Here is a 26,971-nt window from a genome sequence, read left to right as displayed (position 1 = left end):
CAGGAGTCCACGATGCCCTTGAAATCCCTCCGCCTGTCCCGGCTGCTGAGCGCCCTGCTCAGCGCGAAACTGCTGCTCTCCGTCATGCCCGCCAGCGCCTTGGCGGTGTCCGGTCCACTGGCGCCTGCGGCGACCAGCCCTGGCTTCACGCCGCCAAGCGCCACCGATTGCCGCCGGCCGATCCGGACCCACGAGGTGGCGGGCCAGGTGGCAGCGGCCGAACTGGCCAGGCCCGAAGGCGCCATGGCCGCACGCGGCAGGTCGCTGGGCGGCGCGCCCGGCGTTGCAGTCCCCAAGTCCGCTGTCCCGGCGTCTGCCGCGCTGCGGGAGAGTGCAGCGGCCGACAGTGCAAAGCCGCCACCCGCTCCTTCACCGGCACTGCAGGCGCCAGCGGCCCCCGTGGTCACCGCCGGCATGGTCGACGACAACGCCGACTTCGGCGAGTACCTGGCATTCCGCGCCCGCACCCCGGTCGAGCACCAGGCGCGCGACATCCGCGAGCGCTACCTGTTGGAGGTCAAGGACCGCTCGGGCCACGGAGTGGCTGACGCGCAGGTGCAGGTGCGCTCGCCGGATGGCGCGGTGCTCTGGGCGCGTACCGACACCGGCGGCCATGTCTGGCTGCACCCCGACGCCTTCGACAAGGCCTCGTCCACGCTCTACCAGGTGACGGTGAACCATGCGGGCCAGACCGCCCAGGGCTTTCTGCGGCGCGGCCAGAAGGATGCCGTGCAGGTGCAGCTGGACGAAAAGCCTGCGGCGCAACGCGCCAGGCTTGACCTGGTGTTTCTGGTCGACGCCACCGGGTCGATGGGCGATGAAATCGAGAAGCTCCGCTCCAGCCTGCACAGCATTGCAGCCGAAGCCGCCCGTCTGCCCAGTCACCCCGACCTGTGTTTTGGCTTGGTGGCCTACCGCGACCGGACCGACCCGTTCGTGCTGCGCAGTCACGACTTCACCAACGACCTGGGCGCATTCCAGAAGGTGCTGAACCAGCTGCAGGCCGACGGTGGCGGCGACTATCCCGAAGCCATGAGCGAGGCGTTGCACGAGACGGTGCACCGGATGAGCTGGCGCGGCGACGGCGCCACCCGCATGGTGGTCCTGCTGGCGGACGCTCCGCCGCAGCTGGGCACCGACCGACCGCGCTACGACGAGGCGATGCTGGCCGCCTTGGGCAAGGGCATCAAGATCTTCAGCGTCGGCGCCAGCGGGCTGGACCGCCAGGGCGAGTTCATCCAGCGGCAGATGGCCCAGTTCACCGGCGGCCGTTTTGTGTTCCTGACCTATGACCGGGCTGGTCAGCCCGCCAGCGGCCCGGGGCGCGAAACGGTGCATGACGTGAAAGACTATTCGGTCGCCACCCTGGACCACCTGATCGTGCGCCTGATCCGCGAGGAACTGGCCCGCCTGCTCGCCATGGCGTCTTGAAGGACTGCAAAAGATGTTCTATAATGCGCGGCTTCGGCGATATAGCTCAGTTGGTTAGAGCGCAGCATTCATAATGCTGATGTCGGTGGTTCAAGTCCACCTATCGCCACCAAACACCAAAAGCGGGTCCGGCAACGGCACCCGCTTTTTGCATTCATGGCCATCAAATCCACCATCTTCAAGGCGAACCTCCAGATCGCCGACATCGACCACGGCTACTACGCCGACCATGCGCTGACGCTGGCCCGCCACCCGAGCGAGACCGACGAACGCATGATGGTCCGTCTGGTGGCCATGGCGCTTCAGGCCCACGAGCTGCAGGACACCTGCGGCGGCGACGGCACACTGGCGTTTGGCGCCGGCCTGTCCGACCCGGACGACCCGGACGCTTCGCTGACCGATTTCACCGGGCGCAAGCGCGTCTGGATCGAGGTCGGCCAGCCCGAAGACAAGCCGCTGTCCAAGGCCTGCAGCCAGTCCGACGCCGTGATCGTCTACGCCTTCAGCTCGGCGGCCGACGTGTGGTGGAAGGGCATCGAGAACAAGCTGACCCGGCTGGAGAAGCTGCAGGTCTGGCGCCTGCCGACCGAGGTAGCGCCAGCGCTGGCGGCGCTGGCCGAACGCAGCATGCAGCTGCAGGCCACGGTGCAGGACGGCGCGCTCACGCTGTCGAACCAGCAGGGCAGCGTGCACATCGAGCCGATCCGCTGGAAGTGATCCAGGCCGGGTCCGCGTGAGACAATCGCGACCCCGGCGGACCTGCCCGCCTCCCACAGCCTCTGGATCTACACCATGAACCGCTGCTCCCCGTTTTCCGCCTCGCGCCGCGTCCTGCTGACACTGGCCGGCCTGGGTCTCTGCACCCTGGCCCACGCCCAGCTCCAGGTGCGCAACTTTCCGGCCAGTGCCCTGCGCGGCACCATGGTCGTGACCCAGCCGCCGATCATCACCATGGACGGCAAGCCGGCCCAGCTCTCGCCGGGCGCGCGCATCAAGGGTGCGAACAACCTGCTGGTCCTCTCGGGCAGCATCGTCGGGCAGGAACTGACGGTCAACTACACCGTCGAGCAACACGGCATGGTCCACGACGTCTGGATCCTGACCGAAGCCGAAGCGGCCGAGAAGCGCAAGCGCGCCGGCCAGTAACCCCTCAACTCCAACAGGCCCCCAAAGTCCAGGCGCACCGCGGAACCGGCTCTGCCGGGCCGCCAGTGCGTTCCCCCTGCCAGGGGAAGCCGCGTCAGCGGCGCAGGGGGTGATTCATCATGAAAAAAGTCTTCATCAAGACGTTCGGCTGCCAGATGAACGAGTACGACTCGGACAAGATGGCCGACGTGCTCGGCGCCGCCGAGGGTTTCGAGAAAACCCAGGACCCGGAAGAAGCGGACCTGATCCTGTTCAACACCTGCTCGGTGCGCGAGAAGGCGCAGGAGAAAGTGTTTTCCGACCTGGGTCGCGTCAAGCACCTGAAGAAGAAGGGCGTGCTGATCGGCGTCGGCGGCTGCGTGGCCAGCCAGGAAGGGGCCGAGATCATCAAGCGCGCGCCCTTCGTGGACGTGGTGTTCGGCCCGCAGACCCTGCACCGCCTGCCCGAAATGCTCAAGGCGCGCGACCGCCTGAACCAGCCGCAAGTGGACATCAGCTTCCCCGAGATCGAGAAGTTCGACCATCTGCCGCCCGCGCGCGTGGAAGGCGCTTCGGCCTTCGTGTCCATCATGGAAGGCTGCAGCAAGTACTGCAGCTACTGCGTGGTGCCCTACACCCGCGGTGAAGAGGTCAGCCGCCCGTTCGAGGACGTGCTGGTCGAGATCGCCGGCCTGGCCGACCAGGGCGTGCGCGAGGTCAACCTGCTGGGCCAGAACGTGAACGCCTACCGCGGCAAGATGGGCGACACGGACGAGATCGCCGACTTCGCGCTGCTGCTCGAGTACGTCTCGGACATCCCCGGCATCGAGCGCATCCGGTACACCACCAGCCACCCCAACGAGTTCACGCCGCGCCTGATCGAGGCCTACGCGAAGCTTCCGAAGCTGGTGAGCCACCTGCACCTGCCGGTACAGCATGGCAGCGACCGCATCCTGATGGCCATGAAGCGCGGCTACACCGCCATGGAATACAAGAGCACGATCCGCAAGCTGCGAGCGATCCGGCCCGACCTGTCCCTGAGCAGTGACTTCATCGTCGGATTCCCTGGCGAGACCGAAGACGACTTCCAGAAGATGATGAAGCTGATCACCGACGTCGGCTACGACAGCAGCTTCAGCTTCATCTTCAGCCCGCGCCCCGGCACCCCCGCCGCCAACCTGCCCGACGACACGCCGCACGAGGTCAAGCTGCAGCGCCTGCAGCACCTGCAGGCCGTGCTGGAAGAGAACGTGCGCCGCATCAGCGCCAGCCGCGAAGGCACGGTGCAGCGCATCCTGGTCGAAGGACCATCGCGCAAGAACGCCGCCGAGCTGATGGGCCGCACGGAGTGCAACCGCATCGTCAATTTCGATGGCGGGCCGAACAGCGCGCGCCTGGTGGGCCAGTTGGTGGATGTGAAGATCACGCAGGCACTGCCGCACTCGCTGCGTGGCGAGGTGCTCACGACCGAACAGGTTGCCTGATCAATCCGGTCAGGATTTCGGGGGCTGCAGGTAGCGCTGGTCCGACCAGGTGGCCAGCCACTGCGGCACGAAGGCCACGAAGATGGCACCGAACATGCCGGTCAGGAACGCGTCGCCCCAGGCCATGAGCCAGCGCGCCACCAGCGACCACTCCCGCCCGGGCTCACCGGCCAGCCATTGCAGGCCTTCGAACAGCAGCCCGGAGAGAAACACCGCCACGGCCGTGCCAATGAACGCACGGCCCAATGTGTAGACAAACAGGTTGGGAGGCAGCCAGCGGCGCAGCAATGCCCCGATCGCCAGCGCCATCAGCGCCGGCACCAGACCGATCCAGACCCACTGCGTCAGCACCACGTCGGGATCGGCCTGACCCACGAACCAGACCACCCCCGCAATCCCGCCCAGCACCAGCACGGCCAGCGGCCATCCCAGCATCAGCACCAGCAGGCAGGCACCCGAGAGCTGGATCTGCAGACCCTGCGGCATCTTCTGTGGCAGCAGCCACAGCCAGGGCAACAGCGCCAGGGCCGCCAGCGCGGGCGTCAGCAACGGGCCGCCCAGCATGCGCCAGGGCCGCAGCCACAGCGCCACCACCACACAAGGCAGCGCGATCGCGAGGTTCAGGCCGGTCCACATGGGCGGCGAGTATGGGCAATAGCCTGAGGAATGCGCTTGACTTCGGTCAACCCATGCCGGGCAGCTTGGGCATGCCCTTCATGCCACCCATGCGCTTCATCATCTTCATCAGGCCGCCGCCCTTCATCTTCTTCATCATGCCCTGCATCTGCTCGAACTCCTTGAGCAGGCGGTTGACCTCCTGCACATGCACACCGGCACCGGCGGCGATGCGGCGCTTGCGGGTGGCCTTGATGAGGTCGGGCTTGCTGCGCTCGCGGGGCGTCATGCTGCAGATGATCCCTTCCTTGCGCTTGATGTCCTTCTCGGCACGGTTCAGGTCGGCCTCGCTGGCCTTGGCGGCCAGGTTGCCGGGCAGCTTGTCCATCAGGCTGGACAGGCCGCCCATCTGCTTCATCTGGCGGATCTGGTCGAGGAAATCGTTGAGATCGAAATCGCCACCGCTCTTGACCTTGGCGGCCAGCTTCTGCGCCGCTTCCATGTCCACACCCGCGGTGACCTGCTCGACCAGCGCCACGATGTCGCCCATGCCCAGGATGCGGCCCGCATGGCGGTCAGCGTCGAACACCTCCAGACCGTCGATCTTCTCGCTCACACCGGCGAACTTGATCGGCGCACCCGTGACCTGTCGCACCGACAGCGCCGCGCCACCGCGCGAGTCGCCGTCCATCTTGGTCAGCACGATGCCGGTCAACGGCAGCGCGTCCTTGAAGGCCTTGGCGGTGTTCACCGCATCCTGGCCCTGCATGGCGTCGACCACGAACAGGGTCTCGACCGGATGGATTGCGGCATGCAGTTCCTGGATTTCGCGCATCAGCACTTCGTCGATCGCCAGGCGGCCTGCCGTGTCGACCAGCAGTACGTCGAAGTAGTGTTTCTTCGCGTAGTCCAGCGCGGCGCGCGCGATGTCCAACGGCTTCTGGTCCGGCGAACTCGGGAACCACTCGGCCCCGGCCTGCGCCGTCACGGTCTTGAGCTGTTCAATGGCCGCCGGTCGGTAGACGTCGCCCGAGACCGTCAGCACCTTCTTCTTGCGCTTTTCGATCAGATGCTTGGCCAGCTTGGCGGTGGTCGTCGTTTTACCGGCACCTTGCAGGCCGGCCATCAGGATGACCGCCGGCGGCTGGGCTGCGAGGTTGATGTCCGACACGCCGTCGCCCATGGTGGCCGCCAGCTCGCGGTTGACCACGCTGACCAGCACCTGCCCTGGGGTGAGCGAGCCCACCACCTCGGCACCCAGTGCCTTCTCTTTCACGCGGGCAATGAAGTCGCGCACCACCGGAAGCGCCACGTCGGCCTCCAGCAGCGCCATGCGCACCTCGCGCAGCATGTCGGTGACATTGCTCTCGGTGATGCGCGCCTGACCGCGCATTTCCTTGACGATGCGTGACAGACGGTCGGAAAGGGCTGAGGCCATGGTGGGTGGGAAATGTGGGGGTCGGGGAACGGGGGACGTCGGAGGTGACAGCGGCGAAACGCCAGGGTGGCGTCGCGCGGCGGAACCGGCGGTTCGCGCGGCCAAGACGCTATAAACTCCAGAGGCGATTTTAGCTGCCAGCCCCTCTGCCAACGGCCGCCACGCCCATTCATGAACTTCCTGCCCGCCCTCACCAGCAACCCGCCCGCAGCCCTGCTGTCGGCGGTGGCGGCGCTGTCGTATGCCTTCATCGCCTGGGCCCATCCGCGGCTGACCCAGCAGCAGACCCGCAACTTCCTGGCCGTGGCCTGGCTGCTGCATCTCTTCGTGCTCGGTTCGACGGTGCTGGAAACGCCGGCCCGCTTCGGTTTCGCGCCGGCGCTGTCGGTCACCGCGTGGCTGGTGCTGACGGTCTACCTGATCGAAAGCCGCATGTACCCGCAGCTCAAGGCACGCTGGACGCTGGCGGTGCTGGGCACGCTGGCGGTGCTGCTGGCGCTGTTTTTTCCCGGCGCGCAATATCACTCCCTGCCCTCGAACTGGATGCCGCTGCACTGGGCGCTGGGCATCGCCTCCTACGGGTTGATCGCGGCGGCGGTGGTCCACGCCTGGCTGATGCAGCGCGCCGAAAAGGCCATGCGGCTGGGCACCACCAGCGACACCTCGATGCCGTTGCTGACGCTGGAGCGCCTGACCTTCCGCTTCGTGGCCGCCGGGTTCGTGCTGCTCAGCGCGACGCTGCTGGTCGGCGGCTGGTTCTCCGAACTCATCAACGAGCGCTGGGTCTGGAACCACAAGACAGCATTCTCGGTACTGGCCTGGCTGACCATGGGCGTGCTGCTGCTGGGACGCTGGCGCCTGGGATGGCGCGGCCGGGTCGCGGTGCGCATGCTCTATCTTGGAGCCGGCTTCCTGCTGCTGGGCTATGTCGGCTCGCGTTTCGTGCTTGAAGTGATCCTGCACCGGGTCGGCTAACGATGAAATTCCTACTGGTCCTGACCGTGCTCCTGGTCGCCTTCTGGATCTGGCGCAACAACCGCCAGTCCGAACGCGACGACGCGGCACCCAAGCGCAAGGAACCCGCACGACCCATGCCGATGATCGCCTGCGACCAGTGCGGCACCCACCTGCCCGAGAACGAAGCGGTGCAGGGCAACCGGGGGCGCTACTGCTGCCAGGAGCACCGGCGCCAGCACGAAGCCGCGGTGCGGTGAGCCACTGACCACCGGCATCGGCACACCCATGGCATCCGATCCGAACTCCCAGTTTGCCCCCTCGTGGTACTCCACGCTGGAGGCCGGCAACAGCCTGCAGGACCAGAGCCACCACGTGCGTGCCTACGTGCGGCTGTGGAAGGCCTTCATGCGGGCCCGTGTGCTCATCGCGCTGGTGTTGCTGGCGCTGCAGGTCTTCCTGCTGAGCAACGGCGCGGGTGGTGCGGCAAAATGGCTGGTGGGTGTTTGCACGCTGCACCTGGCCGCGACGATCGCCGTGCTGGTGTGGACCAAGCGCATCGAACCGGGCCGTGCTTTCCGTGTCCAGTGGCTGCTGACGATCGCCGTCGATCTGGTGGTCTTCGGCATGCTGGACCACTTCCAGCAGGCGGGCATCAACTACACGCCGCTGTTCGCCCTGCCGGTGCTGCTGGCCGCCATCCTGGGATCGATGACGCTGGCGCTCGCCACGGCGGCCGTCACCACGCTCTACCTGCTGGGCGAAGCCCTGATCGGTGCCCCCCTGCTGAGCGACGTCTCGACCGCCAGACTGCTGCAGTCGGGCCTGAGCGGCACCGGCTTTTTCGTGGTCGCCTTCCTGGCCAACCAGCTGGCCCAGCGCCTGGCGCGTGAAGAGGCCCTGGTGCAGAAAAGCCAGGCCGCTGCCCGCTCGCAGGCCGAGGTCAACGAGCTGATTATCGAAAGCCTGAGCGAAGGCGTGCTCGTGGTCGACCGCCATGGCGTGGTCCGCAACGCCAACCCCGCGGCGCAGGGCATGCTGATGGGCGACCACTATCCACACGCCGCCAAGTTGCTGCTGTCGGCACGCTCGGAATGGGAAAGCCTGTCGTTCCTGGTCGACCGCACCTTCCAGGTCGGGCAAGGGCTGGAGGCAGAAGTGCAGCTGGCGCCAGACGAATACACGACCTTGCGCCTGTTCGCACGCACCCGTCTGACCAATGCGCAGACCGGACGACCCAACGACCTGTGCGTGCTGTTCCTCGAAGACCTGCGCGAGGTCGAGGCGCGGGTGCGCACCGAGAAGCTGGCATCGATGGGCCGCATGTCGGCCGCGGTGGCGCACGAGATCCGCAACCCGCTCTCGGCCATCACGCAGGCCAATGCGCTGCTGGACGAAGAGGTGACCGAGCCCGGCCAGAAGCGGCTGACCCGGATGATTGAGCAGAACGCCACCCGGCTCTCGCGCATCGTCGACGACATCCTCAATGTGGCCCGGGCGCAACCCAGCCAGGACGAAGGCTTGCCGGCCCTGCCGCTGGACCAGACCCTGCGCCAGATCACCCACGAGTGGACGCGGCAGAACCAGGCCAAAGGCGTGCTCGGCGTGCATCCCCACGCCCCGGGGGTTCACATCTCATTTGACCCCGAACATCTGCGGCGTCTGCTGATCAACCTGCTGGACAACGCGCTTCGCCACGCCAGCGGGCAGGCGTCTTCGATCCGTGTCATCTCTCAACCGGCCGGACCGGACCGCGTGCGGATCTCGGTCTGGAGTGACAGCGCGCCGCTGGAGCCCAGCGTGCTCAAGCACCTCTTCGAACCCTTCTTCTCGTCCGAGAGCCGTTCCAGCGGCCTGGGGCTCTATATCTGCCGCGAGCTGTGCGAGCGGTATGGCGCACAGATTGCCTACCAGCGCAGCCGGCTCGACCAGCGCGAGGGCAACGAGTTCTACGTGCTGGCGCCCACGATGCAGGGTGGCCCGCGGGCGCCGGTTCAGCAGAGCCTGACCTATCCGCCCGGGGACTCGGTACCTCCGCCCACCCGGCCAGGCACTTCCACCAACGGCCCCCCCTCCCTTTCCACGCTCTGACGTTCTTCATGCCCGCTTCTGCCACCGCATGCGTGCTGGTCGTCGACGACGAACCAGACCTGCGCACCCTGTACGAACTCACCCTGCTGCGCGAGGGGTATGAAGTTGTGTCGGCACCGGATCTGGCCCAGGCCCGCGAATGGCTGGCCCAGCGGCGTTTCGATGTGCTGATTTCCGACATGCGCCTGCCCGATGGGCTTGGGCTGGAACTGCTGCGCGAACTCGTGGAGCAGCAACGCAGCGAAAAGACCATCGTCATCACCGCCTATGGCTCGGCCGAGAACGCGGTCGAGGCCCTCAAGAGCGGCGCTTTCGACTACCTGACCAAGCCGGTGGACCTCAAGCAATTGCGAACTGCGGTGCAGGCTGCCCTGCAGAGCCAGCGCATGGAGCCTGCGGCCAAACTCCGGCGCACTTCGGCGAGCGAGCCGGTGCGCAGCGCACCACCTCCACCGGGTGGCGTCCAGGCCCTGGCGCGCATCGTCGGCACCTCGGCCACCATGGCGCAGATTCGCCAGCGCATCGAGAAGGTCGCCACCAGCATGGCGCCGGTGCTGATCCTCGGTGAATCGGGCACCGGCAAAGAGCTGGTTGCGCGGGCCGTGCACGAATGCAGCCACCGCAGCGACGGACCGTTCGTGGCTGTCAACTGCGGCGCAATTCCCGACAACCTGATCGAGGCGGAGTTTTTCGGCGCCCGCAAAGGCGCCTACACCGGCGCCAGCCACGACCGCGAAGGCTATTTCCAGGCGGCGCGCGGCGGCACACTGTTCCTCGACGAAATCGGCGACCTGCCGCTGGGCATGCAGGCCAAGCTGCTGCGGGTGATCCAGGAAAGGCGTGTGCGGCCGCTGGGCGGTGTGCAGGAAGAAGCGGTCGACGTCCGGCTGGTCAGCGCCACGCACAAGGACTTGGTGGCGCTGGTCAAGAGCGGCGACTTCCGGCAGGACCTCTTCTATCGGCTCAACGTCATCGGCCTGCGCACTCCGCCGCTGCGTGAGCGGCGTGAAGACCTGCCGGAGCTGGTGCTTGCCTTGCTGCAGCGAATCTGCGCCGAGTCGGGCCAGGCCGCACCGACCCTGTCCGATGCGGCACGGGACTACCTGCGGTCACGCGAGCTGCCCGGCAACGTCCGCGAGCTGGAGAACCTGCTCCAGCGTGCGCTGGCACTGAGCAGCGGATCGGTACTGGAGGCCTGCGATTTCGAGGATCAAGGCGACAGCGCCGAGGCACCATCCCGCCCATCCCACGCGGACCAGATGGCCGAGTCGCCCGCGCCACCACCTGTCACCGAAAGCACCGGCATCCCTGCCGACCTGCAGAGCTATCTCGACGAGCAGGAACGACAGGTGCTGCTCAAGGCGCTCAAGGAATGCGACTTCAACCGCACTGCCGCCGCAGCGCGGCTGGGGCTGAACCTGCGCCAGATGCGCTACCGCATCCAGCGGCTGGGCATCACCATGCCATCCGACGATGAAGACACCCAGGGTTGAAGCAGTGAAGACCGATGCCATGGGCGACTGGGATGGGGGCTGGCTTCGGACCGCGCGGGCCGTGCCTTCACCCAATTTCGGGCCCCGTCCCGATGGCGCCTGCATCGACCTGATCGTCCTGCATTCGATCAGTCTGCCACCCGGCGTGTACGGCGGACCGGAGGTCGAACACCTTTTCACCAACCAGCTCGACTGGTCGGCTCATCCATATTTCGAGCAGATCCGGGGCATCGAAGTCTCGGCCCACTTTTTCGTGCGGCGCACCGGAGAGCTGGTCCAGTTCGTCGACGCCGGGGAACGCGCCTGGCACGCGGGTGCTTCGTGCTGGCGCGGACGCTCCAACTGCAACGACGACTCGGTCGGCATCGAGCTCGAAGGACTGGAAGGTGAACGCTTCGAAGCCGCGCAATACGCGACCTTGACCCGGCTGTGTCAGCAGCTGCGTGAACGCTTTCCGATCGGCCACATCGCAGGCCACGAACACATCGCGCCTGGTCGCAAACAGGACCCGGGGCCTGGCTTTGACTGGCCCCGACTGCAACGATCCCTGGGCTGGGATCATCGGTATTTTCCCGGGTGTGTCGGCACCACAGAAAACGCCACGGACTGACACCGGGGCATCGGCGGAACCTCCGTCCCGCGCCGGCCCAGCAACGGCGCGGACTCCCGCCACAAATCCCCTCGGAAACCGCGCCACCATTGGCACCCAGAGAGCAAACGCAGAATTTTCGCCGGACTGCGGCATCTCGCTGCCAGCGCCTGCGCAGCGTCTTTTTTGCCTGACGAAAAGCGAATCGGGCAAACACACAAAACACTACCGGTAGTGGCTTGTACCCCCCTCAGACACCAGATATAGTGTGCGCTGCGCCAGGCAACCTGGCCCTGTGCCCAGCGCCACGCCGCCGGCACCCACACAAAACAAACGAAAGAGGAACCATGCTGACAGCCACGCCCACCGCATCCACCAACGCCCCCCACATGCTGACCGGCAGCGCCGGTTCCACCGCCGAGTCGACCAGTTCGGCCGTGTTTGCCCAGTACCAGATCATTCGCCGCAACGGCGCTGTCGTGCCGTTCGAACCGAGCAAGATTGCGGTGGCGATGATGAAGGCGTTTCTGGCGGTGCACGGCACCCAGGGCGCCGCCTCGGCCAGCGTGCGCGAAACGGTGGACGCGCTGACGCAGACTGTGGTGCGCGCGCTGGTGCGTTCACGTCCGGGCGGCGGCACGTTCCACATTGAAGACGTGCAGGACCATGTCGAACTGGGCCTTATGCGCAGCGGGCACCACGAAGTGGCCCGCGCCTATGTGCTCTACCGCGAACGCCGCACCCAGGAGCGCGCGCAGCAGGTGAAGGCCGCGCAGCCCGCCGAAGCCACCCTGCATGTGATGGACGGCGGTCAGCGCGTGCCGCTGGACATCGCCCGCCTGCAGGGTCTGATCGAAGCCGCGTGTGCCAACCTGGGGAAGGATGTCAAGGCGGACCCCATCGTTGCCGAGACCAAGCGCAACCTCTATGACGGCGTGCCGATCGAAGAGGTCTACAAGGCTGCCATCCTCGCTGCCCGCACCCTGATCGAAAAGGACCCGGACTACACCTACGCCACCGCGCGCCTGCTGCTGCACACCGTGGTCAAGGAGGTGCTGGGCGAGGATGTGCCGCAGGCCGAACGCGCCGAGCGCTATGCCGAGTACTTCCCGCTGGCCATCAAGAAGGGCGTGCAGAACGAACTGCTGGACGAGAAGCTGCTGCAGTTTGATCTGGCCCGCCTGGCCGCCGCGCTCAAGCCCGAGCGCGACCTGCAGTTCGACTACCTGGGTCTGCAGACGCTGTACGACCGCTATTTCCTGCACGTTCGCAAGACCCGCATCGAGCTGCCTCAAATCTTCTTCATGCGCGTGGCCATGGGCCTGTCGCTCAACGAGATCGACCGCGAAGCCCGCGCCATCGAGTTCTACGAAGTGCTGTCGTCGTTCGACTTCATGTCGTCCACGCCAACGCTGTTCAACGCCGGCACGCTGCGCTCGCAGCTTTCCAGCTGCTACCTGACCACAGTGCCCGACGACCTGGACGGCATCTACGAATCCATCAAGGAAAACGCGCTGCTGTCCAAGTTCGCCGGCGGCCTGGGCAACGACTGGACCCGCGTGCGCGCCCTGGGTGCCCACATCAAAGGCACCAATGGCGAATCGCAAGGCGTCGTTCCTTTCCTGAAGGTGGTCAATGACACCGCCGTGGCGGTGAACCAGGGCGGCAAGCGCAAGGGTGCGGTCTGCACTTACCTGGAAACCTGGCACCTGGACATCGAAGAATTCCTGGAGCTGCGCAAGAACACCGGCGATGACCGCCGCCGCACCCACGACATGAACACGGCGAACTGGATTCCCGACCTGTTCATGAAGCGCGTGATGGAAAAGGGCGAATGGAGCCTGTTCTCGCCCAACGACGTACCCGACCTGCACGACCTGTTCGGCGCCGACTTCGAGAAGGCCTACGTGGCCTACGAAGAAAAGGCCGCCCGCGGCGAGATCAAGCCCTACCGCAAGCTGCCCGCCACCGACCTGTGGCGCAAGATGCTCTCGATGCTGTTCGAGACCGGCCATCCCTGGATCACCTTCAAGGACGCCTGCAATGTGCGCAGCCCGCAGCAGCATGCAGGCGTGGTGCACAGCTCCAACCTCTGCACCGAGATCACGCTCAACACCAGCGACAGCGAAACCGCAGTCTGCAACCTTGGCTCGGTCAACCTGCTCAAGCACGTCAAGGACGGCCAGCTCGACCACGCCAAGCTGCAGCAGACGATCACCACGGCGATGCGCATGCTCGACAACGTGATCGATATCAACTACTACGCGGTCAAGAAGGCGCGCGACTCGAACCTGCGCCACCGCCCGGTGGGCCTGGGCCTGATGGGCTTCCAGGACGCGCTGTATGAACTGCGCATCCCCTACGCCTCCAACGAAGCCGTCGACTTTGCCGACAAGTCGATGGAAGCAATCTGCTACTACGCCTACTGGGCCTCGACCGAGCTGGCGCGCGAGCGCGGCCGCTACACCAGCTACCGCGGTTCGCTGTGGGACCAAGGCATCCTGCCGCCCGACACGCTGGACCTGCTGGCACGTGAACGCGGCGGCTATGTGGACGTGGACCGCTCGGCCACGCTGGACTGGGACGCGCTGCGCAAGAAGATCGCCGCCGACGGCATGCGCAACTCCAACTGCGTGGCCATCGCGCCGACCGCGACCATCTCCAACATCATCGGCGTCGACGCCTCGATCGAGCCCTGCTTCGGCAACCTCTCGGTCAAGTCCAACCTGTCTGGCGAGTTCACTGTCATCAACAGCTACCTGGTCAAGGATCTCAAGCGCCTGGGCCTGTGGGACGACGTGATGGTGATGGACCTCAAGCACTTCGACGGTTCGCTGCGCCCGATCGACCGCGTGCCGCAGGACGTGAAGGCGCTCTACGCCACCGCGTTCGAAGTGGAACCGCTGTGGCTGGTAGAAGCTGCAGCGCGCCGCCAGAAGTGGATCGACCAGGCGCAAAGCCTGAACATCTACATGGCCGGTGCCTCTGGCAAGAAGCTCGACGACACCTACAAGCTCGCATGGCTGCGCGGTCTCAAGACCACCTACTACCTGCGCACCACGTCGGCCACTCAGGCCGAGAAATCCACGGGTCGCACGGGTCAGCTCAACGCGGTCTCGGTGCATGGCAACGACATGTCGATGAGCGCGCCGGCTGCTGCTGCGGTGTCCGCAGAACCGGCAACCGACATCAAGTTCTGCGCGATCGACGACCCCGGCTGCGAAGCCTGTCAGTGATCTTCATGCGCCGGGTCGAATGACTGTGATGAAACTTCTCACCGATTTCGATGCAGCACCGCAACACAATGCATTCGCCCGGCACATGATCGCTTTGCAATTCATGTCGACGCTTCGATAATCCACCGAATTGGACACCCCCCTATGTTGACCTGGGACGATCAAGTCACTCCCGCTGTTAAGCCCGCACCGATTTCCCCGACTCCTGTTTCGTCGGGTGTGCAAGCGTCACTGTCCTCCGCCGCAACGACTTCGTCCGACAGCGCCCGACGCGTCAACGTTGCCGACAAGCGCATCATCAACGGACAGACCGACGTCAACCAGCTCGTTCCCTTCAAGTACAAGTGGGCCTGGGAAAAATACCTGGCCACCTGCGCCAACCACTGGATGCCGCAGGAAGTGAACATGAGTCGCGACATCGCGCTCTGGAAAGATCCCAACGGTCTGACCGAAGACGAGCGTCGCATCGTCAAGCGCAATCTCGGTTTCTTCGTCACCGCCGACTCGCTGGCCGCCAACAACATCGTGTTGGGCACCTACCGCCACATCACGGCGCCCGAGTGCCGCCAGTTCCTGCTGCGTCAGGCGTTTGAAGAAGCCATTCACACCCACGCCTACCAGTACATCGTAGAGTCGCTGGGTCTGGACGAGTCCGAGATCTTCAACGCCTACAACGAAGTCCAGTCGATCCGAGACAAAGACGAGTTCCTGATCCCTTTCATCGAGGCGATCATGAACCCGAACTTCAATACCGGCACCCCCCAGAACGACCAGACATTGCTCAAGTCGCTGATCGTGTTTGCCTGCCTGATGGAAGGCCTGTTCTTCTACGTCGGCTTCACGCAAATCCTCGCACTGGGTCGTCAGAACAAGATGACCGGTGCCGCCGAGCAGTACCAGTACATCCTGCGCGACGAGTCCATGCACTGCAACTTCGGCATCGACCTGATCAACGCGATCAAGCTCGAGAACCCGATGCTGTGGACGCCCCAGTTCAAGGCCGAGATCAAGGCGCTGTTCGAAAAGGCGGTCGAACTCGAATACCGTTATGCAGAGGACACCATGCCACGTGGAGTGCTGGGTCTCAATGCATCCATGTTCAAGGGCTACCTGCGTTACATCGCCAACCGCCGTGCGACGCAGATCGGCCTGGAGCCGCTGTTCCCCAACGAAGAGAACCCGTTCCCCTGGATGAGCGAGATGATCGATCTCAAGAAGGAACGCAATTTCTTCGAGACCCGCGTCATCGAATACCAGTCCGGTGGCGCATTGTCCTGGGATTGAAGGCCCGACGATTGATTGACATGTTCACCGTTTCACGAAGCCCTGTTCCAGACACCCCGGTGTCGGGGACAGGGCTTTGTCACAGGATTCAAGGTCTTGGCGCCACCCGTGGATGCATCCACGGCGCCAGGATCCTGAATCACTTCTCCGGCGTTCGGTCGGTGGAAGTGCTCTTTGCAACTTGATCAAGGAGAAAACAATGGCAACTGCGAAAAAAGCTCCGGCCAAGAAAGCCGCCCCGGCTAAAAAGGCCGCTGTGAAGAAGGCCGCTCCGGCCAAGAAGGCTGCACCGGCGAAGAAGGCCGCTGCCCCCAAGAAGGCTGCACCAGCGAAGAAGGCTGCTGCTCCTAAGAAGGCTGCACCGGCGAAGAAGGCTGCTGCTCCTAAGAAGGCTGCACCGGCGAAGAAGGCCGCTGCCCCCAAGAAGGCTGCACCGGCGAAGAAGGCTGCTGCTCCTAAGAAGGCTGCACCGGCGAAGAAGGCTGCTGCTCCCAAGAAGGCTGCACCGGCGAAGAAGGCTGCTGCTCCCAAGAAGGCTGCACCGGCGAAGAAGGCTGCTGCTCCCAAGAAGGCTGCTGCCCCCAAGAAGGCCGCTGCCCCCAAGAAGGCCGCCGTCAAAAAGGCAGCCCCAGCAAAAAAAGCTGAGCCGGCCAAGAAGCCGGCAGCCCCTGCGGCACCTGCAGCTCAAACCAAGCTGAACCCTCAGGCTGCCTGGCCGTTCCCGACGTCCAGCAAGCCCTGAGTCATCCTCTCGGATGATTGACAGGCCCGGTGCGAAAGCGCCGGGCCTTTTCGTTTTCAGAGGTGGTAGTTCTGACCGCCGCGACTCGCGATCTTGGTGGCACCCAGCCGGTTGCCCAGCTCGGCGCAGCGTTCCAGCGACCAGCCCTGCGACAGGCCATGCAACAGGGCGGCGCGGAAAGCATCCCCGCATCCGGTCGGATCGACCACCTCCGCCGCGGCCACGCCAGCCACCCGGGTGACCTGACCACCCACGTGAACATCGCAACCGTGTTCGGCCAGGGTCACGATCAGTCCACTGACCTGGAGGGCAATCTCCGGCAGGCTCATGCCTGTGCGATCGCTCAGCATCTTGCCTTCGTAGTCGTTGACCGCCACCCAACTGGCCATCGAGATGAAGTGGCGCAATTCTTCGCCATTGAACATCGGCAGGCCCTGGCCCGGATCGAACACAAAAGGAATGCCGGCGGCGTGCAACTGCTCGGCGTGTTGCAGCATGGCGTCGCGACCGTCGGGCGCCACGATGCCCAGACGGATGCCGGCGTCGGTGGGGACGCGGTTTTCGTGCGCCTGCGACATGGCGCCCGGGTGGAACGCAGTGATCTGGTTGTTGTCGCGGTCGGTCATGATCATCGCCTGAGCGGTGTAGTTGTCCGCTGTGGTCCCGATGAAGCGCGTGTCCACGCCCAGCCCCTGCAGACGCGCGAGGTAGTCCTGCGCATCGTTGCCCACCATCGCCAGCGGCACCGCGTCCGAACCCAGCTGGCGCAGCCCGTAGGCGATGTTGCCGGCGCAACCACCGAATTCGCGCCGCATGCCGGGCACTAGGAAGGACACGTTGAGGATGTGCAGCTGGCTCGGCAGGATCTGCTCGGCAAAGCGGCCCTCGAACGTCATGATGGTGTCGAAGGCCAGCGAGCCGCAAATGAGGATGGACATGTTGGAGAGTTCTCAGGGATAAAAAACCAGGGCACGGTAGCCCGACATCGACGACACGCCCTGGTCCGCAATGGACAGGCGCAGGCTCAGGGACAGCGCGCCTTGCGGGGGCAGCAACTGGGGGGCTCCGGGCAGCTCGTCCGGAAGGAACACCCTGCGGACGATCACGGCGTCGCGCGTGTCCGTCAGGCTCAGTTCCAGAGCCGGCATCGCCACCGCAAAGCTGGCGCTGTTCTTGAGCACAAGATCGAACGAATAGAAGTTGCCTAGGCGCCGCACAAGGTTCGAACTGTCGATGACCACCGACTCAATCTGTCGCGCCGGCCCGACCTCGCAACCCACCGGTCGGCAGACCGCCATCAGAAGCGCCCCCGTCGCGGGGCTCCAAGCCGCCAGCCGGTCGCGCTCGTGCACTGCGATCTGCAGCAGCAACCCCAGCACCAATGCCAGCGACGCAACCCACAATGCCGCGCGCGTGCCCCGCGACTGCCAGAACGCCCGCCGGCGCGCCTGCACCACAAAACTTGGCTCCAGCAGCGGAGGCTCTGTCTCGTGCTTGTCATCAGGGGCCGGTGCTGTCGGAGCCGGCAACGAATCACCGGATGGTCCCGCCTGATCGCGCTCGACCGAAGACGGGTTGGCGGGCGGCTCATCGGAGAGCGGTGCGGATGGTGCTGGCGAAGGGAGCGGAGGAAGCGCCTCGCTGGTGGTCGAGACTGCAAAACGCCGGATCTCTTCCTCGAAGGCTCGATCGGCCTGGACCCTGTTCATGCCCGGGACCGAACGTGGCCCCTGTGGCGCAGCCGCCGGTGCCTCGGCCTGGCGGGGTCTCAGCAGCCAACCGTCGTCGCCATCACCAGGCGGCTGCGTCACCGGCGCCGAGATCACCACTTTGCGCGAGGGGGCCGGCACCGATGGCTGCATTTCCTGCGCCGGAGCCGACGGCGCAGGTACCACGGGAGCGGCCGCAGGTTCCGGGACTGGCCTTTCACCTTCCAGAAACAGCGTCGCGTCGAACACATCGGCGCAATGCCCGCAACGCACCCATCCGTCGGAAATCTTGAGCTGGTCGGGAACGATCTTGAACGTCGTTCCGCAAGCAGGACAGCGGGTGGTGAAACTCATGCGGCGATTATTGCAGGCACCCGCACCGCCACCTGGCCAGAAGGCGCCGGTGTCAGACCTTGGAAGCGGTCATCAGGATCCAGCCGTCTTCCTCGTCGCTCACGCTCAGCTTCACCCAGGGTGCATAGGCTTCGCGAAGCTCTTCTTCCTGCCGGGCCAGGATGCCCGCCAGCACCAGATGCCCACCGGCACGCACGCGCTCGCACAGCAGCGGCGCCAGCACCTTCAAAGGGGTCGCGAGGATGTTCGCCAGCACCACATCGAAGTCGCCATCCACCACGTCCGGCAATCCTGTGCGCAGCACGGCGCCGTTGGCGTCCGCATTGAGGCGCGACGACTCGACAGCGGCCGGATCGATGTCCACGGCGACGATGGGATCGGCACCGAACTTGGCCGCACCGATCGCCAGAATGCCCGAACCACAGCCGTAGTCGAGCACCCGCTGACGCCGCGGCGCGTGACCCGCGATCCAGCGCAGGCACATGCGCGTGGTCGGGTGGGTGCCGGTACCAAAGGCGAGACCGGGGTCCAGGCGAATCACTTCCTTCGCAGCGGCAGGGGGCTCGTGCCAGGTCGGCACGATCCAGAACGTCGGTGTGATCTCGACCGGGTCGAACTGCGACTGCGTCAGCCGCACCCAGTCCTGCTCGGCGACGGCGCGCACGCCCATCACCTGCGCACCCTCAAAGAAGTCTTGCGGCAGCAACAGTGCTGCCGCTTCACGCGCCAGCGCTTCATCCGGGAACAGCGCCACAACCCGCGAACGGTTCCAGCCTTCCTTGGGCGGGGGCATGCCGGGTTCGCCGAACAGCGCCTGCTCGGAAGGGGTCAGCGCATCGGCGTCCTCGACCGAGACGCTCAGGGCGTCCAGCACCACCAGCGCGTCGCCGACTGGCTCGACGCCGGCTTCTGGGACCAGCAGGACCAGCTCGAACAGCGAGCCGCCGGACACGTCAGCGCTCACGCTGCGACAGCCACTCTTCGAGGTAGTGGATGTTCGTTCCGCCGGCCACGAAGCTGGCGTCGACCATCAGCTCGCGGTGCAGCGGTATGTTGGTCTTGATGCCTTCCACCACGGCCTCGGCCAGCGCCGTGCGCATGCGGGCCAGTGCCTGCTCGCGCGTGTCGCCGTGCACGATCAGCTTGCCGATCATGGAGTCGTAGTTGGGCGGCACGAAGTAGTTGGTGTATGCGTGCGAGTCCACGCGCACACCCGGCCCACCGGGCATGTGCCAGGTGGTGATGCGCCCAGGCGACGGGGTGAACTTGTAAGCGTCTTCGGCGTTGATCCGGCACTCGATGGCGTGGCCGCGCAGCTGGATCTGGCGTTGCGTGAACGGCAGCTTTTCACCGGCCGCGACGGCGATCTGGGTGCGCACGATGTCCACACCCGAAATCCATTCGGTCACAGGGTGCTCGACCTGCACACGCGTATTCATCTCGATGAAATAGAACTCTCCGTTCTCGAACAGGAACTCGAAGGTCCCCGCGCCGCGGTAGCCGATCTTCTTGCAGGCAGCAGCACAGCGCTCGCCGATCTTCTCGATCAGGCGGCGCGGAATGCCCGGAGCGGGCGCCTCTTCGATCACCTTCTGGTGGCGGCGCTGCATCGAGCAGTCGCGCTCACCCAGGTACACCGCGTTGCGGTGCGTGTCGGCCAGGATCTGGATTTCGATGTGGCGCGGGTTCTGGAGAAACTTCTCCATGTAGACCTCGGGATTGCCGAAGGCCGCGCCAGCTTCCGCCTTGGTCGTCTGCACCGCGTGCAGCAGGGCCGCTTCCGTGTGCACCACGCGCATGCCGCGTCCGCCGCCACCACCGGCGGCCTTGATGATCACCGGGTAGCCTACTGCCTTCGCGGTGCGCTTGATCACGGCCGGATCGTCCGGCAGGGCGCCTTCGGAGCCAGGCACACAGGGCACGCCGGCACGGATCATGGCCTGCTTGGCCGAGACCTTGTCGCCCATCATGCGGATCGACTCGGGTGTCGGGCCGATGAAGGTGAAGCCGCTGCGCTCGACGCGCTCGGCAAAGTCGGCGTTCTCCGACAGGAAGCCGTAGCCGGGGTGGATGGCTTCGGCGTCGGTCACTTCGGCGGCCGAAATGATGGCCGGCATGCTGAGGTAACTCTGGCCCGAGGGGGCCGGGCCGATGCAGACGGCTTCGTCGGCCAGCCGGACGTACTTGGCGTCGCGGTCGGCCTCGGAATAGACCATCACGGCCTTGATGCCCATTTCGCGGCAGGCGCGCTGCACACGAAGGGCGATTTCGCCGCGGTTGGCGATGAGGATTTTCTTGAACATGGGGCGAGGGTCCCCTTTATTCGATGACGAACAGCGGCTGTCCGTATTCCACCGCCTGGCCGTTCTCGACCAGGATTTCGGTGATGGTGCCAGTCTTGTCGCACTCGATCTCGTTGAGGATCTTCATGGCCTCGACGATGCAGATGGTCTCGCCGTCCTTGATCGACTGACCGACCTCGGCAAACGGCTTGGCGCCGGGGCTGGACGCGCGGTAGAAGGTGCCCACCATGGGAGACTTGACGATGTGGCCGGTGGGCTCAGCGGCCACGACTGGCGCGGCAGCGGGCGCTGCAGCCGACGCTTCGCCAGCGACAGGGGCCGGAGCCAGCACGGGCGCAGCGGGAGCAACCGCCATCACTTGTGCCACTGCCGACGTCGGAGCACTCTTGACGATCCGCACCTTGCCTTCGGCTTCGGTGATTTCCAGTTCCGACACGTTCGACTCGGACACCAGGTCGATCAGCGTCTTCAGTTTTCTCAGATCCATGATTTCTCCAACGAATTGCAGTCAAATTGGATTAACTTCGCTCTATTTCACAAAAACAGGCGATGCCAACTTGCCGGGGTGCGCAGTGTACACGAGGGGCGGTATCGCGCAAGTTACCGTTCGTCACACCTTGAGGGATGTTCAGCCGGTTGGCGGCTGACAACAAACAGACACAAGATGGGCGAACTTTAACCCTTTTTTGATCCCGTTCGCAACGCTTGGCTTGCGCCGCCCGACTGCTCTCTGTTCAGGCCAGTTGAGCCCAGACGGCCAGCTCTTCCGGGCTGACTTTGCCCAGCTTGCGGTGCAGGACCGTGCCGTCGGCACCAAACACCACACTGAACGGCAAGGCGCCGCTGACGTTGCCCAGGCTGCGGGACAACTCGGTGCCCGCAAACCCAGCGAGCGCCACCGGAAAGTCCAGCGGCGTGTGCGTCAGGAAGCGCGTGACCGGCGCCGCCTGATCGACCGCCAGCCCCAGCACCTGCCAGCCCTGCGACGCATGCTCCCGGTGGAACCGGTTGATCAAGGGCAGCTCGTCGACGCAGGGAGGACACCATGTGGCCCAGAAATTCACCAGCAACGGCCGGCCACGCAACCCCGACATGGCGAGCGTCTCCCCCTTCACGCCGGGAAAGGCGCTGCCCCAGAAGGCGCTTTCCGCGCCGTCCAGCGCCGGGCCGGCTCGCAACCGCCACCACGCGACCCCGGCGCCAGCCGCCATCGCGGCAACCCCCACCCCAGCCATCCACAGTTGCCGCCGGTTCATGCGTTCTCCTCTGGTCGCGCAGTGAGCAAGGCACGTACATCCCTGGCGTCACCGCGCGGCCTGCGACCCTGAGCATCCGGCTTGAGCGCTCCGCGCACGGCATCGTGGTCCAGCACCAGCAGGTGCACCAGCACCCACTGCTCCAGCGCCGGACAACGCAGGCGCAGCGTCAGTGCCTCGACCGGATCCCCCAGGGCGTTGCTGGCCGTGCCGGGGTGGTACTCGACCCGGTGGTCCAGCAGCGCCCACTCCGCCGCCTTGGGGTCGTCACAGTACAGCTGCATATAGATATCGCTGTGGCGCGTGGCCGCGCCGTGCCAGACGGCACCGCACAGGTGCGGCCGAAAGGCAGCCAACCGCTCCATCCAGACCAGTGCCAGCTCTCGCAGCGCCTGAAGCTCGCCCGGCTGGGTGTCGGCGCAGAAAATAGCGATGTGCTCCCGCACTGCAGCTTCAAGCAGGTCGTTGTCCGGCCAGGGCGCACGCGCCGTCGACAGGCCCAGCTGTTTGGCCGCCCGCCGCTTGGCGGCCGCGTACTCCAGGCCTTCGTCCACCACCAGACGGGCCGCCACCGCAGCGATCTCGGCGGTCGTATCGGAACGGAAGGTATCCATGGGCCGGATTGTGCCCGGGGCGCCACCTAGAATCGCCGCATGCACATTCATATCCTGGGCATTTGCGGCACTTTCATGGGCGGACTGGCCGCGCTCGCCCGCGAAGCCGGTCACCGCGTCACCGGCTGCGACGCCGGCGTCTACCCCCCGATGAGCGACCAGCTCCGGGCCCTGGGCATCGACCTGATCGAAGGTTTTGGCGCCGACCAGATGGCCTTGGCGCCCGACATGTACGTGGTCGGCAACGTGGTCAGCCGCGCGCGGCTTCCCGACGGCACGCCAAAGTTTCCGCTGATGGAAGCCATCCTGGAAGCTGGCGCGCCCTACACCAGCGGTCCGCAATGGCTGGCCGAGCACGTGCTGCAGGGCCGCCATGTGCTGGCGGTCGCCGGCACCCACGGCAAGACCACCACCACCTCGATGCTGGCCTGGGTGCTGGAAGCCAACGGCTTGAATCCCGGTTTTCTCGTGGGCGGGGTGCCGATGAACTTCAGGGTCTCGGCAAGGCTGGGCACCGGCAAGACCTTCGTGATCGAGGCCGACGAATACGACACCGCCTTCTTCGACAAGCGCAGCAAGTTCGTGCACTACCGGCCGCGCACCGCCGTGCTCAACAACCTAGAGTTCGACCACGCCGACATTTTCGACAACCTGGCGGCCATCGAACGCCAGTTTCACCATCTTGTTCGCACCGTGCCCGGAAGCGGCCGGCTGGTCGTCAACGGTCTGGAAGAAAGCCTGGACCGCGTGCTGCACATGGGGCACTGGAGCGAGGTGCGCAGCTTTGGCGCCGCAGTCAGCGACTTCAGCGCCCTCGGCGAACCACACGCCTTCGACGTGCAGGAGCGCGGCCAGGCGGTGGCGCGCGTGGAGTGGGCGCTCACCGGCGAGCACAACCAGCTCAACGCCCTGGCAGCGATCGCCGCCGCCCAGCACGTCGGCGTGGCGCCGGCCGACGCAGCGCGGGCGCTGTCCGGTTTCCAGAACGTGCGCCGCCGCATGGAGGTGCGTGGCACCGTGGCCCGGTCCGGTGGACCCATCACGGTCTATGACGATTTTGCCCACCACCCGACCGCCATCCGGACCACGCTGGATGGTCTTCGCCGGCGCCTGGGCGCGGACGGTGGCCGCATCCTGGCGGTGTTCGAGCCGCGCAGCAACACCATGAAGCTGGGGACCATGAAGTCCCAGTTGCCCTGGAGCCTGGAAGCCGCCGACCTGGCCTTCTGCCACAGCGGCGGGCTCGACTGGGACGCGGCGGAAGCGCTGGCGCCAATGGGTGACCGCGCCTGCGTCGGCCAGAACATCGATGTGCTGGTGCAGCAGGTCGCTGCGGCCGCCCGCGCGGGCGACCACATCGTCTGCATGAGCAACGGCGGTTTCGGCGGGATCCACACCCGCCTGCTCACCGCCCTAGGCGCCGCACTTCAGTAACCCAGTGACATCGTGGCCAGATCGACGGTGATGGTCGGCTTGGCCAAGGCGCCGCTGGTCGCACGGGCAAAGCTCTCGGCCCAGTCGCGGTGCCCGGCGTCGCGGAAACGTTCCTGGCCGGCGGCCTGCGCCACGCTGAGCACCTTGTCTGCCGTCAGCACCTTGCCGGTCAGGCGGATCGGCTCGCATTCGAACGCCGTGAACTGCCCGTCGAGCCAGGCGCGGGCCTGGTCGTTGGGCATCGGCTGCACGGCGTCGAGGTCAAAACGGTAGCTGGCGTTTTCGCCCCAGGTCACGGTGACTTGGCTGCGCATCGGAACACTCCTTGGAGAGGTTGAACATTCAATGGGGCCGTTGTCTGGAGGCCCCGTCCCGACATTGTGCGCCTGCCAGTGCAGGCGCTTGTCAGGTCCCGGACTCGCGGTGAGGCTCGGCCTTGCCGGTCGAAATGCGCAACGGGGAATGCACCGCCTCCCGCAAGATGCTCGACGGTGCCACCGAGCCGGAATGCTCATGCTGGCGCGAGACCGGATCGATGTTGGCCTGGTCGAACCGCAGCGACACCATCGAGCGACGGGTGTCCGCTTCGGCCCGGCGGGCGCTGTCGATGTCGGTGGTGAGCGCACCGCCGTGGTACAGCGCCCCCAGGTGACGCACCAATTCACGTTCGGACAGTCCACCGCGCTCCAGCAACTGTGTGAAGGTGGCAGGACGGGTCATGAGTTCGCGCATCAGCGACAGGTGATCCTCGTCAAACCAGTGCGCAGGCAGCCGCGGCACACGGCGCAGATAGATGCGCGGCCCCCGGTAGCGCGCCGGCAACACGTCGCGCTGCGTGCGCAAGGCATAGCCCCACATCACCCGGTACAGCGGCAGGCGGATGAACGACGGCGGCACATCGCGCGACAGATTCTCTCCATGGACCCATTCGGCCATGCTCAGATCGACTGGCCGCGCGGGAATCGACAGTGCCGCCTGCCAGCGGGGAATGTCGAGCACCGCCAGCAGCTTGCCGCCAAGGGTCACGTGGACCACGCCGCCCGAGCGGTACTGGTCGAGCCGCTCGATGAGTTCGGCGCCCAGCGCAAACTGCGTGCGCAGGGGGCGCAGCCAGGCTTCAAACCGCTGCAGTCGCTGGCGCACGCTGCTTTCGCTGTCGGCTTCGAAAAACTCGGCCGACGCAAATCCTTCGGGCAGGGGAGCGGCAAAAGCCAGCGGGCGATCGACTTCGGCGCGGTTGAGGGTCAGGCGTTCATCGCTGCCGAACGGGTGGCGAATCACCACCTCGTCCCGTCCCAGCACCTCCACCGAGTCGCCGGCAATCATCCAGGCATCGGCCAGATGGGGGTCGCAGGTGCGCCACATGGGCCAGCCAGCCGGCACCTGGGCCGCCCATTCCTGCAGGCGCAGACCCACCGGCTCGGCAAAGCCCAACAGCCCCAGACCCAGTACCGGTTGTTCCACGGATGCTCCCAACGCCCGCCTGACAGAGGTTTCGCGGCTGCGTTGTGCGCTCGCGAAGCCCACCAATTAGAACATCGGCACTGGCGCGGGAACATCAAACCCGCGTGATACGGTCGATATCAGCGGCGAGAGGCAGCCACCGCCTGCGACAGGGTTTCGAGCGCCTGAAGCGAATGGTCCCAGCCCAGGCAGGCGTCGGTGATGCTCTTGCCATATTCCAGCTGCCCGACTTCGTCCTTGCCAGCCGTGAATTTCTGCGCACCAGCCTCGATGTGGCTTTCGATCATCACGCCAAACACGCTGCGCGAGCCGCCCTGGATCTGGGCGGCAATGTCCTTGGCCACATCCAGCTGTTTCTCGTGCTGTTTGCTGCTGTTGGCGTGGCTGCAGTCGACCATCAGGCGCGGCGTGAGCTTGGCGGCTTCGAGTTCCTTGACGGCGGCAGCCACGTGGGTGGCGTCGTAATTGGGCGTTTTGCCGCCTCGCAGGATGACGTGGCAGTCCTTGTTGCCGTTGGTCTGCACGATGGCGACCTGGCCGTTCTTGTGCACCGACAGGAAGTGGTGGCCGCGGGCCGCGGCCTGGATGGCGTCGGTCGCGATCTTGATGTTGCCGTCGGTGCCGTTCTTGAACCCGATGGGCGCCGACAGGCCCGAGGCCAGTTCGCGGTGCACCTGGCTTTCGGTGGTGCGCGCGCCGATGGCACCCCAGGCGATCAGATCACCGATGTACTGCGGGCTGATCACGTCCAGGAACTCGCTGCCGGCCGGCAGGCCCTGGCGGTTGATCTCGATCAGCAGCTGGCGCGCGATGCGCAGTCCCTCGTCGATGCGGTAGCTTTCGTCGAGGTACGGGTCGTTGATCAGGCCCTTCCAGCCCACCGTGGTGCGCGGCTTCTCGAAATACACGCGCATCACGATTTCCAGCGTGTCGGCGTACTTCTCACGCAGCGGCTTGAGGCGGCGCGCGTAGTCCAGCGCGGCGGCCGGGTCGTGGATCGAGCAGGGGCCAATCACCACCAGCAGGCGGTCGTCCTTGCCGTGGAGGATGTCGTGGATGCGGCTGCGGGTCTGCTTGATCAGGCCTTCCACCGGCGTGCCGGCGATCGGGAAGAAACGGATGAGGTGTTCGGGCGGCGGGAGCACGGTGATGTCCTTGATGCGCTGGTCGTCGGTCTGGCTGGTCTTGTCGGCAGGCCGCGAATACCAGGCATCGCTGGCGGCAGTGGTCTTGGCGTTCATCGAAGGGCTCCTCGCAGGGTTGGAAAGTGAAAGGGTGAAAAAAAACCGCCGGGCTGTGGGCCCGGCGGTTTGGGAGGGTTTCGGTTGCTTTGCGCGCTTACACCGTTGCCTCTC

The 26,971-nt window shown here is 65.7% G+C and carries 25 protein-coding genes and 1 tRNA gene; 14 read left to right on the top strand and 12 right to left on the bottom strand.

The window, feature by feature from the left end; genetic code table 11:
• Nucleotides 1-18: 18 nt before the first annotated feature.
• The 5 genes from ACLIJ1_RS08710 to miaB all read left to right on the top strand — a co-directional run bounded on the left by ACLIJ1_RS08710 (nt 19) and on the right by miaB (nt 4,040).
• On the top strand, nt 19-1,431 hold the full coding sequence (locus tag ACLIJ1_RS08710; protein ID WP_411365116.1) for a VWA domain-containing protein: 1,413 nt from the start codon (nt 19-21) through the stop codon (nt 1,429-1,431).
• Between the two features lie 35 nt (nt 1,432-1,466).
• Nucleotides 1,467-1,543 (top strand) — tRNA-Met (locus ACLIJ1_RS08705).
• A gap of 44 nt (nt 1,544-1,587) precedes the next feature.
• Nucleotides 1,588-2,148: a YaeQ family protein gene (locus tag ACLIJ1_RS08700; protein ID WP_411365115.1), complete on the top strand. Its 561-nt coding sequence runs from the start codon at nt 1,588-1,590 to the stop codon at nt 2,146-2,148.
• A gap of 75 nt (nt 2,149-2,223) precedes the next feature.
• Complete coding sequence (locus ACLIJ1_RS08695; RefSeq protein ID WP_411365114.1) at nt 2,224-2,577, top strand: hypothetical protein; 354 nt, start codon at nt 2,224-2,226, stop codon at nt 2,575-2,577.
• 116 nt (nt 2,578-2,693) lie between these two features.
• Nucleotides 2,694-4,040, top strand: coding sequence for a tRNA (N6-isopentenyl adenosine(37)-C2)-methylthiotransferase MiaB (miaB, locus tag ACLIJ1_RS08690; RefSeq protein ID WP_411365735.1), 1,347 nt, complete (start codon nt 2,694-2,696; stop codon nt 4,038-4,040).
• Between the two features lie 9 nt (nt 4,041-4,049).
• On the opposite strand, the gene ACLIJ1_RS08685 is transcribed toward miaB, so the two are convergent.
• Both ACLIJ1_RS08685 and ffh read right to left on the bottom strand, forming a co-directional pair.
• Entirely contained in the window at nt 4,050-4,676 is a 627-nt protein-coding gene (locus ACLIJ1_RS08685; RefSeq protein ID WP_411365113.1) for a hypothetical protein, read from the bottom strand.
• A 46-nt stretch (nt 4,677-4,722) separates the two neighbouring features.
• The gene (ffh, locus tag ACLIJ1_RS08680; protein WP_411365112.1) at nt 4,723-6,093 is read right to left on the bottom strand and encodes a signal recognition particle protein; all 1,371 of its coding nucleotides are present in this window, start codon (nt 6,091-6,093) and stop codon (nt 4,723-4,725) included.
• Between the two features lie 171 nt (nt 6,094-6,264).
• Here ffh and ACLIJ1_RS08675 point away from each other — a divergent pair, with 171 nt between their 5' ends.
• The 8 genes from ACLIJ1_RS08675 (at nt 6,265) to ACLIJ1_RS08640 (ending at nt 16,482) form a co-directional block, all read left to right on the top strand.
• Nucleotides 6,265-7,068, top strand: coding sequence for an inner membrane protein YpjD (locus ACLIJ1_RS08675; RefSeq protein WP_411365111.1), 804 nt, complete (start codon nt 6,265-6,267; stop codon nt 7,066-7,068).
• Nucleotides 7,069-7,070: 2 nt separating this feature from the next.
• Nucleotides 7,071-7,307 carry a PP0621 family protein gene (locus tag ACLIJ1_RS08670; RefSeq protein ID WP_411365110.1) on the top strand — a complete coding sequence of 79 codons (237 nt, stop codon included), beginning with the start codon at nt 7,071-7,073 and terminating at the stop codon, nt 7,305-7,307.
• Nucleotides 7,308-7,335: 28 nt separating this feature from the next.
• A complete protein-coding gene (locus ACLIJ1_RS08665) occupies nt 7,336-9,138 on the top strand; it encodes a sensor histidine kinase (RefSeq protein ID WP_411365109.1) in 1,803 nt (600 codons plus the stop codon).
• A gap of 8 nt (nt 9,139-9,146) precedes the next feature.
• Complete coding sequence (locus ACLIJ1_RS08660; RefSeq protein WP_411365108.1) at nt 9,147-10,631, top strand: sigma-54-dependent transcriptional regulator; 1,485 nt, start codon at nt 9,147-9,149, stop codon at nt 10,629-10,631.
• A complete protein-coding gene (gene ampD / locus ACLIJ1_RS08655) occupies nt 10,612-11,241 on the top strand; it encodes a 1,6-anhydro-N-acetylmuramyl-L-alanine amidase AmpD (protein WP_411365107.1) in 630 nt (209 codons plus the stop codon). The genes ACLIJ1_RS08660 and ampD overlap by 20 nt, the downstream gene beginning before the upstream one ends.
• A 368-nt stretch (nt 11,242-11,609) precedes the next feature.
• Entirely contained in the window at nt 11,610-14,456 is a 2,847-nt protein-coding gene (locus ACLIJ1_RS08650; protein ID WP_411365734.1) for a ribonucleoside-diphosphate reductase subunit alpha, read from the top strand.
• Nucleotides 14,457-14,600: 144 nt separating this feature from the next.
• A complete protein-coding gene (locus ACLIJ1_RS08645) occupies nt 14,601-15,740 on the top strand; it encodes a ribonucleotide-diphosphate reductase subunit beta (protein WP_411365106.1) in 1,140 nt (379 codons plus the stop codon).
• A 199-nt stretch (nt 15,741-15,939) separates the two neighbouring features.
• A complete protein-coding gene (locus tag ACLIJ1_RS08640; protein WP_411365105.1) occupies nt 15,940-16,482 on the top strand; it encodes a histone in 543 nt (180 codons plus the stop codon).
• 56 nt (nt 16,483-16,538) lie between these two features.
• Here ACLIJ1_RS08640 and ACLIJ1_RS08635 read toward each other — a convergent pair whose 3' ends face one another.
• From ACLIJ1_RS08635 to ACLIJ1_RS08605, 7 genes are all read right to left on the bottom strand, one after another.
• On the bottom strand, nt 16,539-17,420 hold the full coding sequence (locus ACLIJ1_RS08635; RefSeq protein ID WP_411365104.1) for a carbohydrate kinase family protein: 882 nt from the start codon (nt 17,418-17,420) through the stop codon (nt 16,539-16,541).
• 12 nt (nt 17,421-17,432) lie between these two features.
• The gene (locus ACLIJ1_RS08630) at nt 17,433-18,545 is read right to left on the bottom strand and encodes a DUF3426 domain-containing protein (RefSeq protein WP_411365103.1); all 1,113 of its coding nucleotides are present in this window, start codon (nt 18,543-18,545) and stop codon (nt 17,433-17,435) included.
• A gap of 52 nt (nt 18,546-18,597) precedes the next feature.
• Nucleotides 18,598-19,482, bottom strand: a complete 885-nt coding sequence (prmA, locus tag ACLIJ1_RS08625) for a 50S ribosomal protein L11 methyltransferase (protein WP_411365733.1) — start codon at nt 19,480-19,482, stop codon at nt 18,598-18,600.
• Between the two features lie 16 nt (nt 19,483-19,498).
• Nucleotides 19,499-20,848: an acetyl-CoA carboxylase biotin carboxylase subunit gene (gene accC, locus ACLIJ1_RS08620; RefSeq protein ID WP_411365102.1), complete on the bottom strand. Its 1,350-nt coding sequence runs from the start codon at nt 20,846-20,848 to the stop codon at nt 19,499-19,501.
• A 16-nt stretch (nt 20,849-20,864) separates the two neighbouring features.
• Nucleotides 20,865-21,335, bottom strand: coding sequence for an acetyl-CoA carboxylase biotin carboxyl carrier protein (gene accB / locus ACLIJ1_RS08615; RefSeq protein ID WP_411365101.1), 471 nt, complete (start codon nt 21,333-21,335; stop codon nt 20,865-20,867).
• A gap of 247 nt (nt 21,336-21,582) precedes the next feature.
• Nucleotides 21,583-22,104, bottom strand: a complete 522-nt coding sequence (locus tag ACLIJ1_RS08610; protein WP_411365100.1) for a TlpA disulfide reductase family protein — start codon at nt 22,102-22,104, stop codon at nt 21,583-21,585.
• Nucleotides 22,101-22,718 (bottom strand): hypothetical protein, encoded by a 618-nt coding sequence (locus ACLIJ1_RS08605; RefSeq protein WP_411365099.1) that lies wholly within the window; start codon nt 22,716-22,718, stop codon nt 22,101-22,103. The genes ACLIJ1_RS08610 and ACLIJ1_RS08605 overlap by 4 nt, the downstream gene beginning before the upstream one ends.
• Nucleotides 22,719-22,757: 39 nt before the next feature.
• Between ACLIJ1_RS08605 and mpl the strand changes: the two genes are divergently transcribed.
• Entirely contained in the window at nt 22,758-24,152 is a 1,395-nt protein-coding gene (mpl, locus tag ACLIJ1_RS08600) for a UDP-N-acetylmuramate:L-alanyl-gamma-D-glutamyl-meso-diaminopimelate ligase (RefSeq protein ID WP_411365098.1), read from the top strand.
• Here the strand turns inward: mpl and ACLIJ1_RS08595 are convergent.
• The 3 genes from ACLIJ1_RS08595 to ACLIJ1_RS08585 form a co-directional block, all read right to left on the bottom strand.
• Entirely contained in the window at nt 24,146-24,466 is a 321-nt protein-coding gene (locus ACLIJ1_RS08595) for a hypothetical protein (protein ID WP_411365097.1), read from the bottom strand. The genes mpl and ACLIJ1_RS08595 overlap by 7 nt on opposite strands.
• 91 nt (nt 24,467-24,557) lie before the next feature.
• On the bottom strand, nt 24,558-25,616 hold the full coding sequence (locus tag ACLIJ1_RS08590; protein ID WP_411365096.1) for a hypothetical protein: 1,059 nt from the start codon (nt 25,614-25,616) through the stop codon (nt 24,558-24,560).
• A gap of 119 nt (nt 25,617-25,735) precedes the next feature.
• Nucleotides 25,736-26,857: a 3-deoxy-7-phosphoheptulonate synthase gene (locus ACLIJ1_RS08585; protein ID WP_411365095.1), complete on the bottom strand. Its 1,122-nt coding sequence runs from the start codon at nt 26,855-26,857 to the stop codon at nt 25,736-25,738.
• Nucleotides 26,858-26,971: the final 114 nt, after the last annotated feature.

It is taken from the genome of Hydrogenophaga sp. RWCD_12 (assembly GCF_046604225.1).
In the GTDB taxonomy this organism is placed as follows: domain Bacteria; phylum Pseudomonadota; class Gammaproteobacteria; order Burkholderiales; family Burkholderiaceae_C; genus Hydrogenophaga.
This window is presented reverse-complemented; position numbering and strand designations above follow the sequence as displayed.

Coding starts and splice junctions, on each gene's coding strand:
- ACLIJ1_RS08700 (WP_411365115.1), top strand. CDS start 1,588: ATGGCCATCAAATCCACCATCTTCAAGGCGAACCTCCAGATCGCCGAC.
- ACLIJ1_RS08695 (WP_411365114.1), top strand. CDS start 2,224: ATGAACCGCTGCTCCCCGTTTTCCGCCTCGCGCCGCGTCCTGCTGACA.
- ACLIJ1_RS08685 (WP_411365113.1), bottom strand. CDS start 4,676: ATGTGGACCGGCCTGAACCTCGCGATCGCGCTGCCTTGTGTGGTGGTG.
- ffh (WP_411365112.1), bottom strand. CDS start 6,093: ATGGCCTCAGCCCTTTCCGACCGTCTGTCACGCATCGTCAAGGAAATG.
- ACLIJ1_RS08675 (WP_411365111.1), top strand. CDS start 6,265: ATGAACTTCCTGCCCGCCCTCACCAGCAACCCGCCCGCAGCCCTGCTG.
- ACLIJ1_RS08670 (WP_411365110.1), top strand. CDS start 7,071: ATGAAATTCCTACTGGTCCTGACCGTGCTCCTGGTCGCCTTCTGGATC.
- ACLIJ1_RS08665 (WP_411365109.1), top strand. CDS start 7,336: ATGGCATCCGATCCGAACTCCCAGTTTGCCCCCTCGTGGTACTCCACG.
- ACLIJ1_RS08660 (WP_411365108.1), top strand. CDS start 9,147: ATGCCCGCTTCTGCCACCGCATGCGTGCTGGTCGTCGACGACGAACCA.
- ampD (WP_411365107.1), top strand. CDS start 10,612: ATGAAGACACCCAGGGTTGAAGCAGTGAAGACCGATGCCATGGGCGAC.
- ACLIJ1_RS08650 (WP_411365734.1), top strand. CDS start 11,610: ATGCTGACCGGCAGCGCCGGTTCCACCGCCGAGTCGACCAGTTCGGCC.
- ACLIJ1_RS08645 (WP_411365106.1), top strand. CDS start 14,601: ATGTTGACCTGGGACGATCAAGTCACTCCCGCTGTTAAGCCCGCACCG.
- ACLIJ1_RS08640 (WP_411365105.1), top strand. CDS start 15,940: ATGGCAACTGCGAAAAAAGCTCCGGCCAAGAAAGCCGCCCCGGCTAAA.
- ACLIJ1_RS08635 (WP_411365104.1), bottom strand. CDS start 17,420: ATGTCCATCCTCATTTGCGGCTCGCTGGCCTTCGACACCATCATGACG.
- ACLIJ1_RS08630 (WP_411365103.1), bottom strand. CDS start 18,545: ATGAGTTTCACCACCCGCTGTCCTGCTTGCGGAACGACGTTCAAGATC.
- accC (WP_411365102.1), bottom strand. CDS start 20,848: ATGTTCAAGAAAATCCTCATCGCCAACCGCGGCGAAATCGCCCTTCGT.
- accB (WP_411365101.1), bottom strand. CDS start 21,335: ATGGATCTGAGAAAACTGAAGACGCTGATCGACCTGGTGTCCGAGTCG.
- ACLIJ1_RS08610 (WP_411365100.1), bottom strand. CDS start 22,104: ATGAACCGGCGGCAACTGTGGATGGCTGGGGTGGGGGTTGCCGCGATG.
- ACLIJ1_RS08605 (WP_411365099.1), bottom strand. CDS start 22,718: ATGGATACCTTCCGTTCCGATACGACCGCCGAGATCGCTGCGGTGGCG.
- mpl (WP_411365098.1), top strand. CDS start 22,758: ATGCACATTCATATCCTGGGCATTTGCGGCACTTTCATGGGCGGACTG.
- ACLIJ1_RS08595 (WP_411365097.1), bottom strand. CDS start 24,466: ATGCGCAGCCAAGTCACCGTGACCTGGGGCGAAAACGCCAGCTACCGT.
- ACLIJ1_RS08585 (WP_411365095.1), bottom strand. CDS start 26,857: ATGAACGCCAAGACCACTGCCGCCAGCGATGCCTGGTATTCGCGGCCT.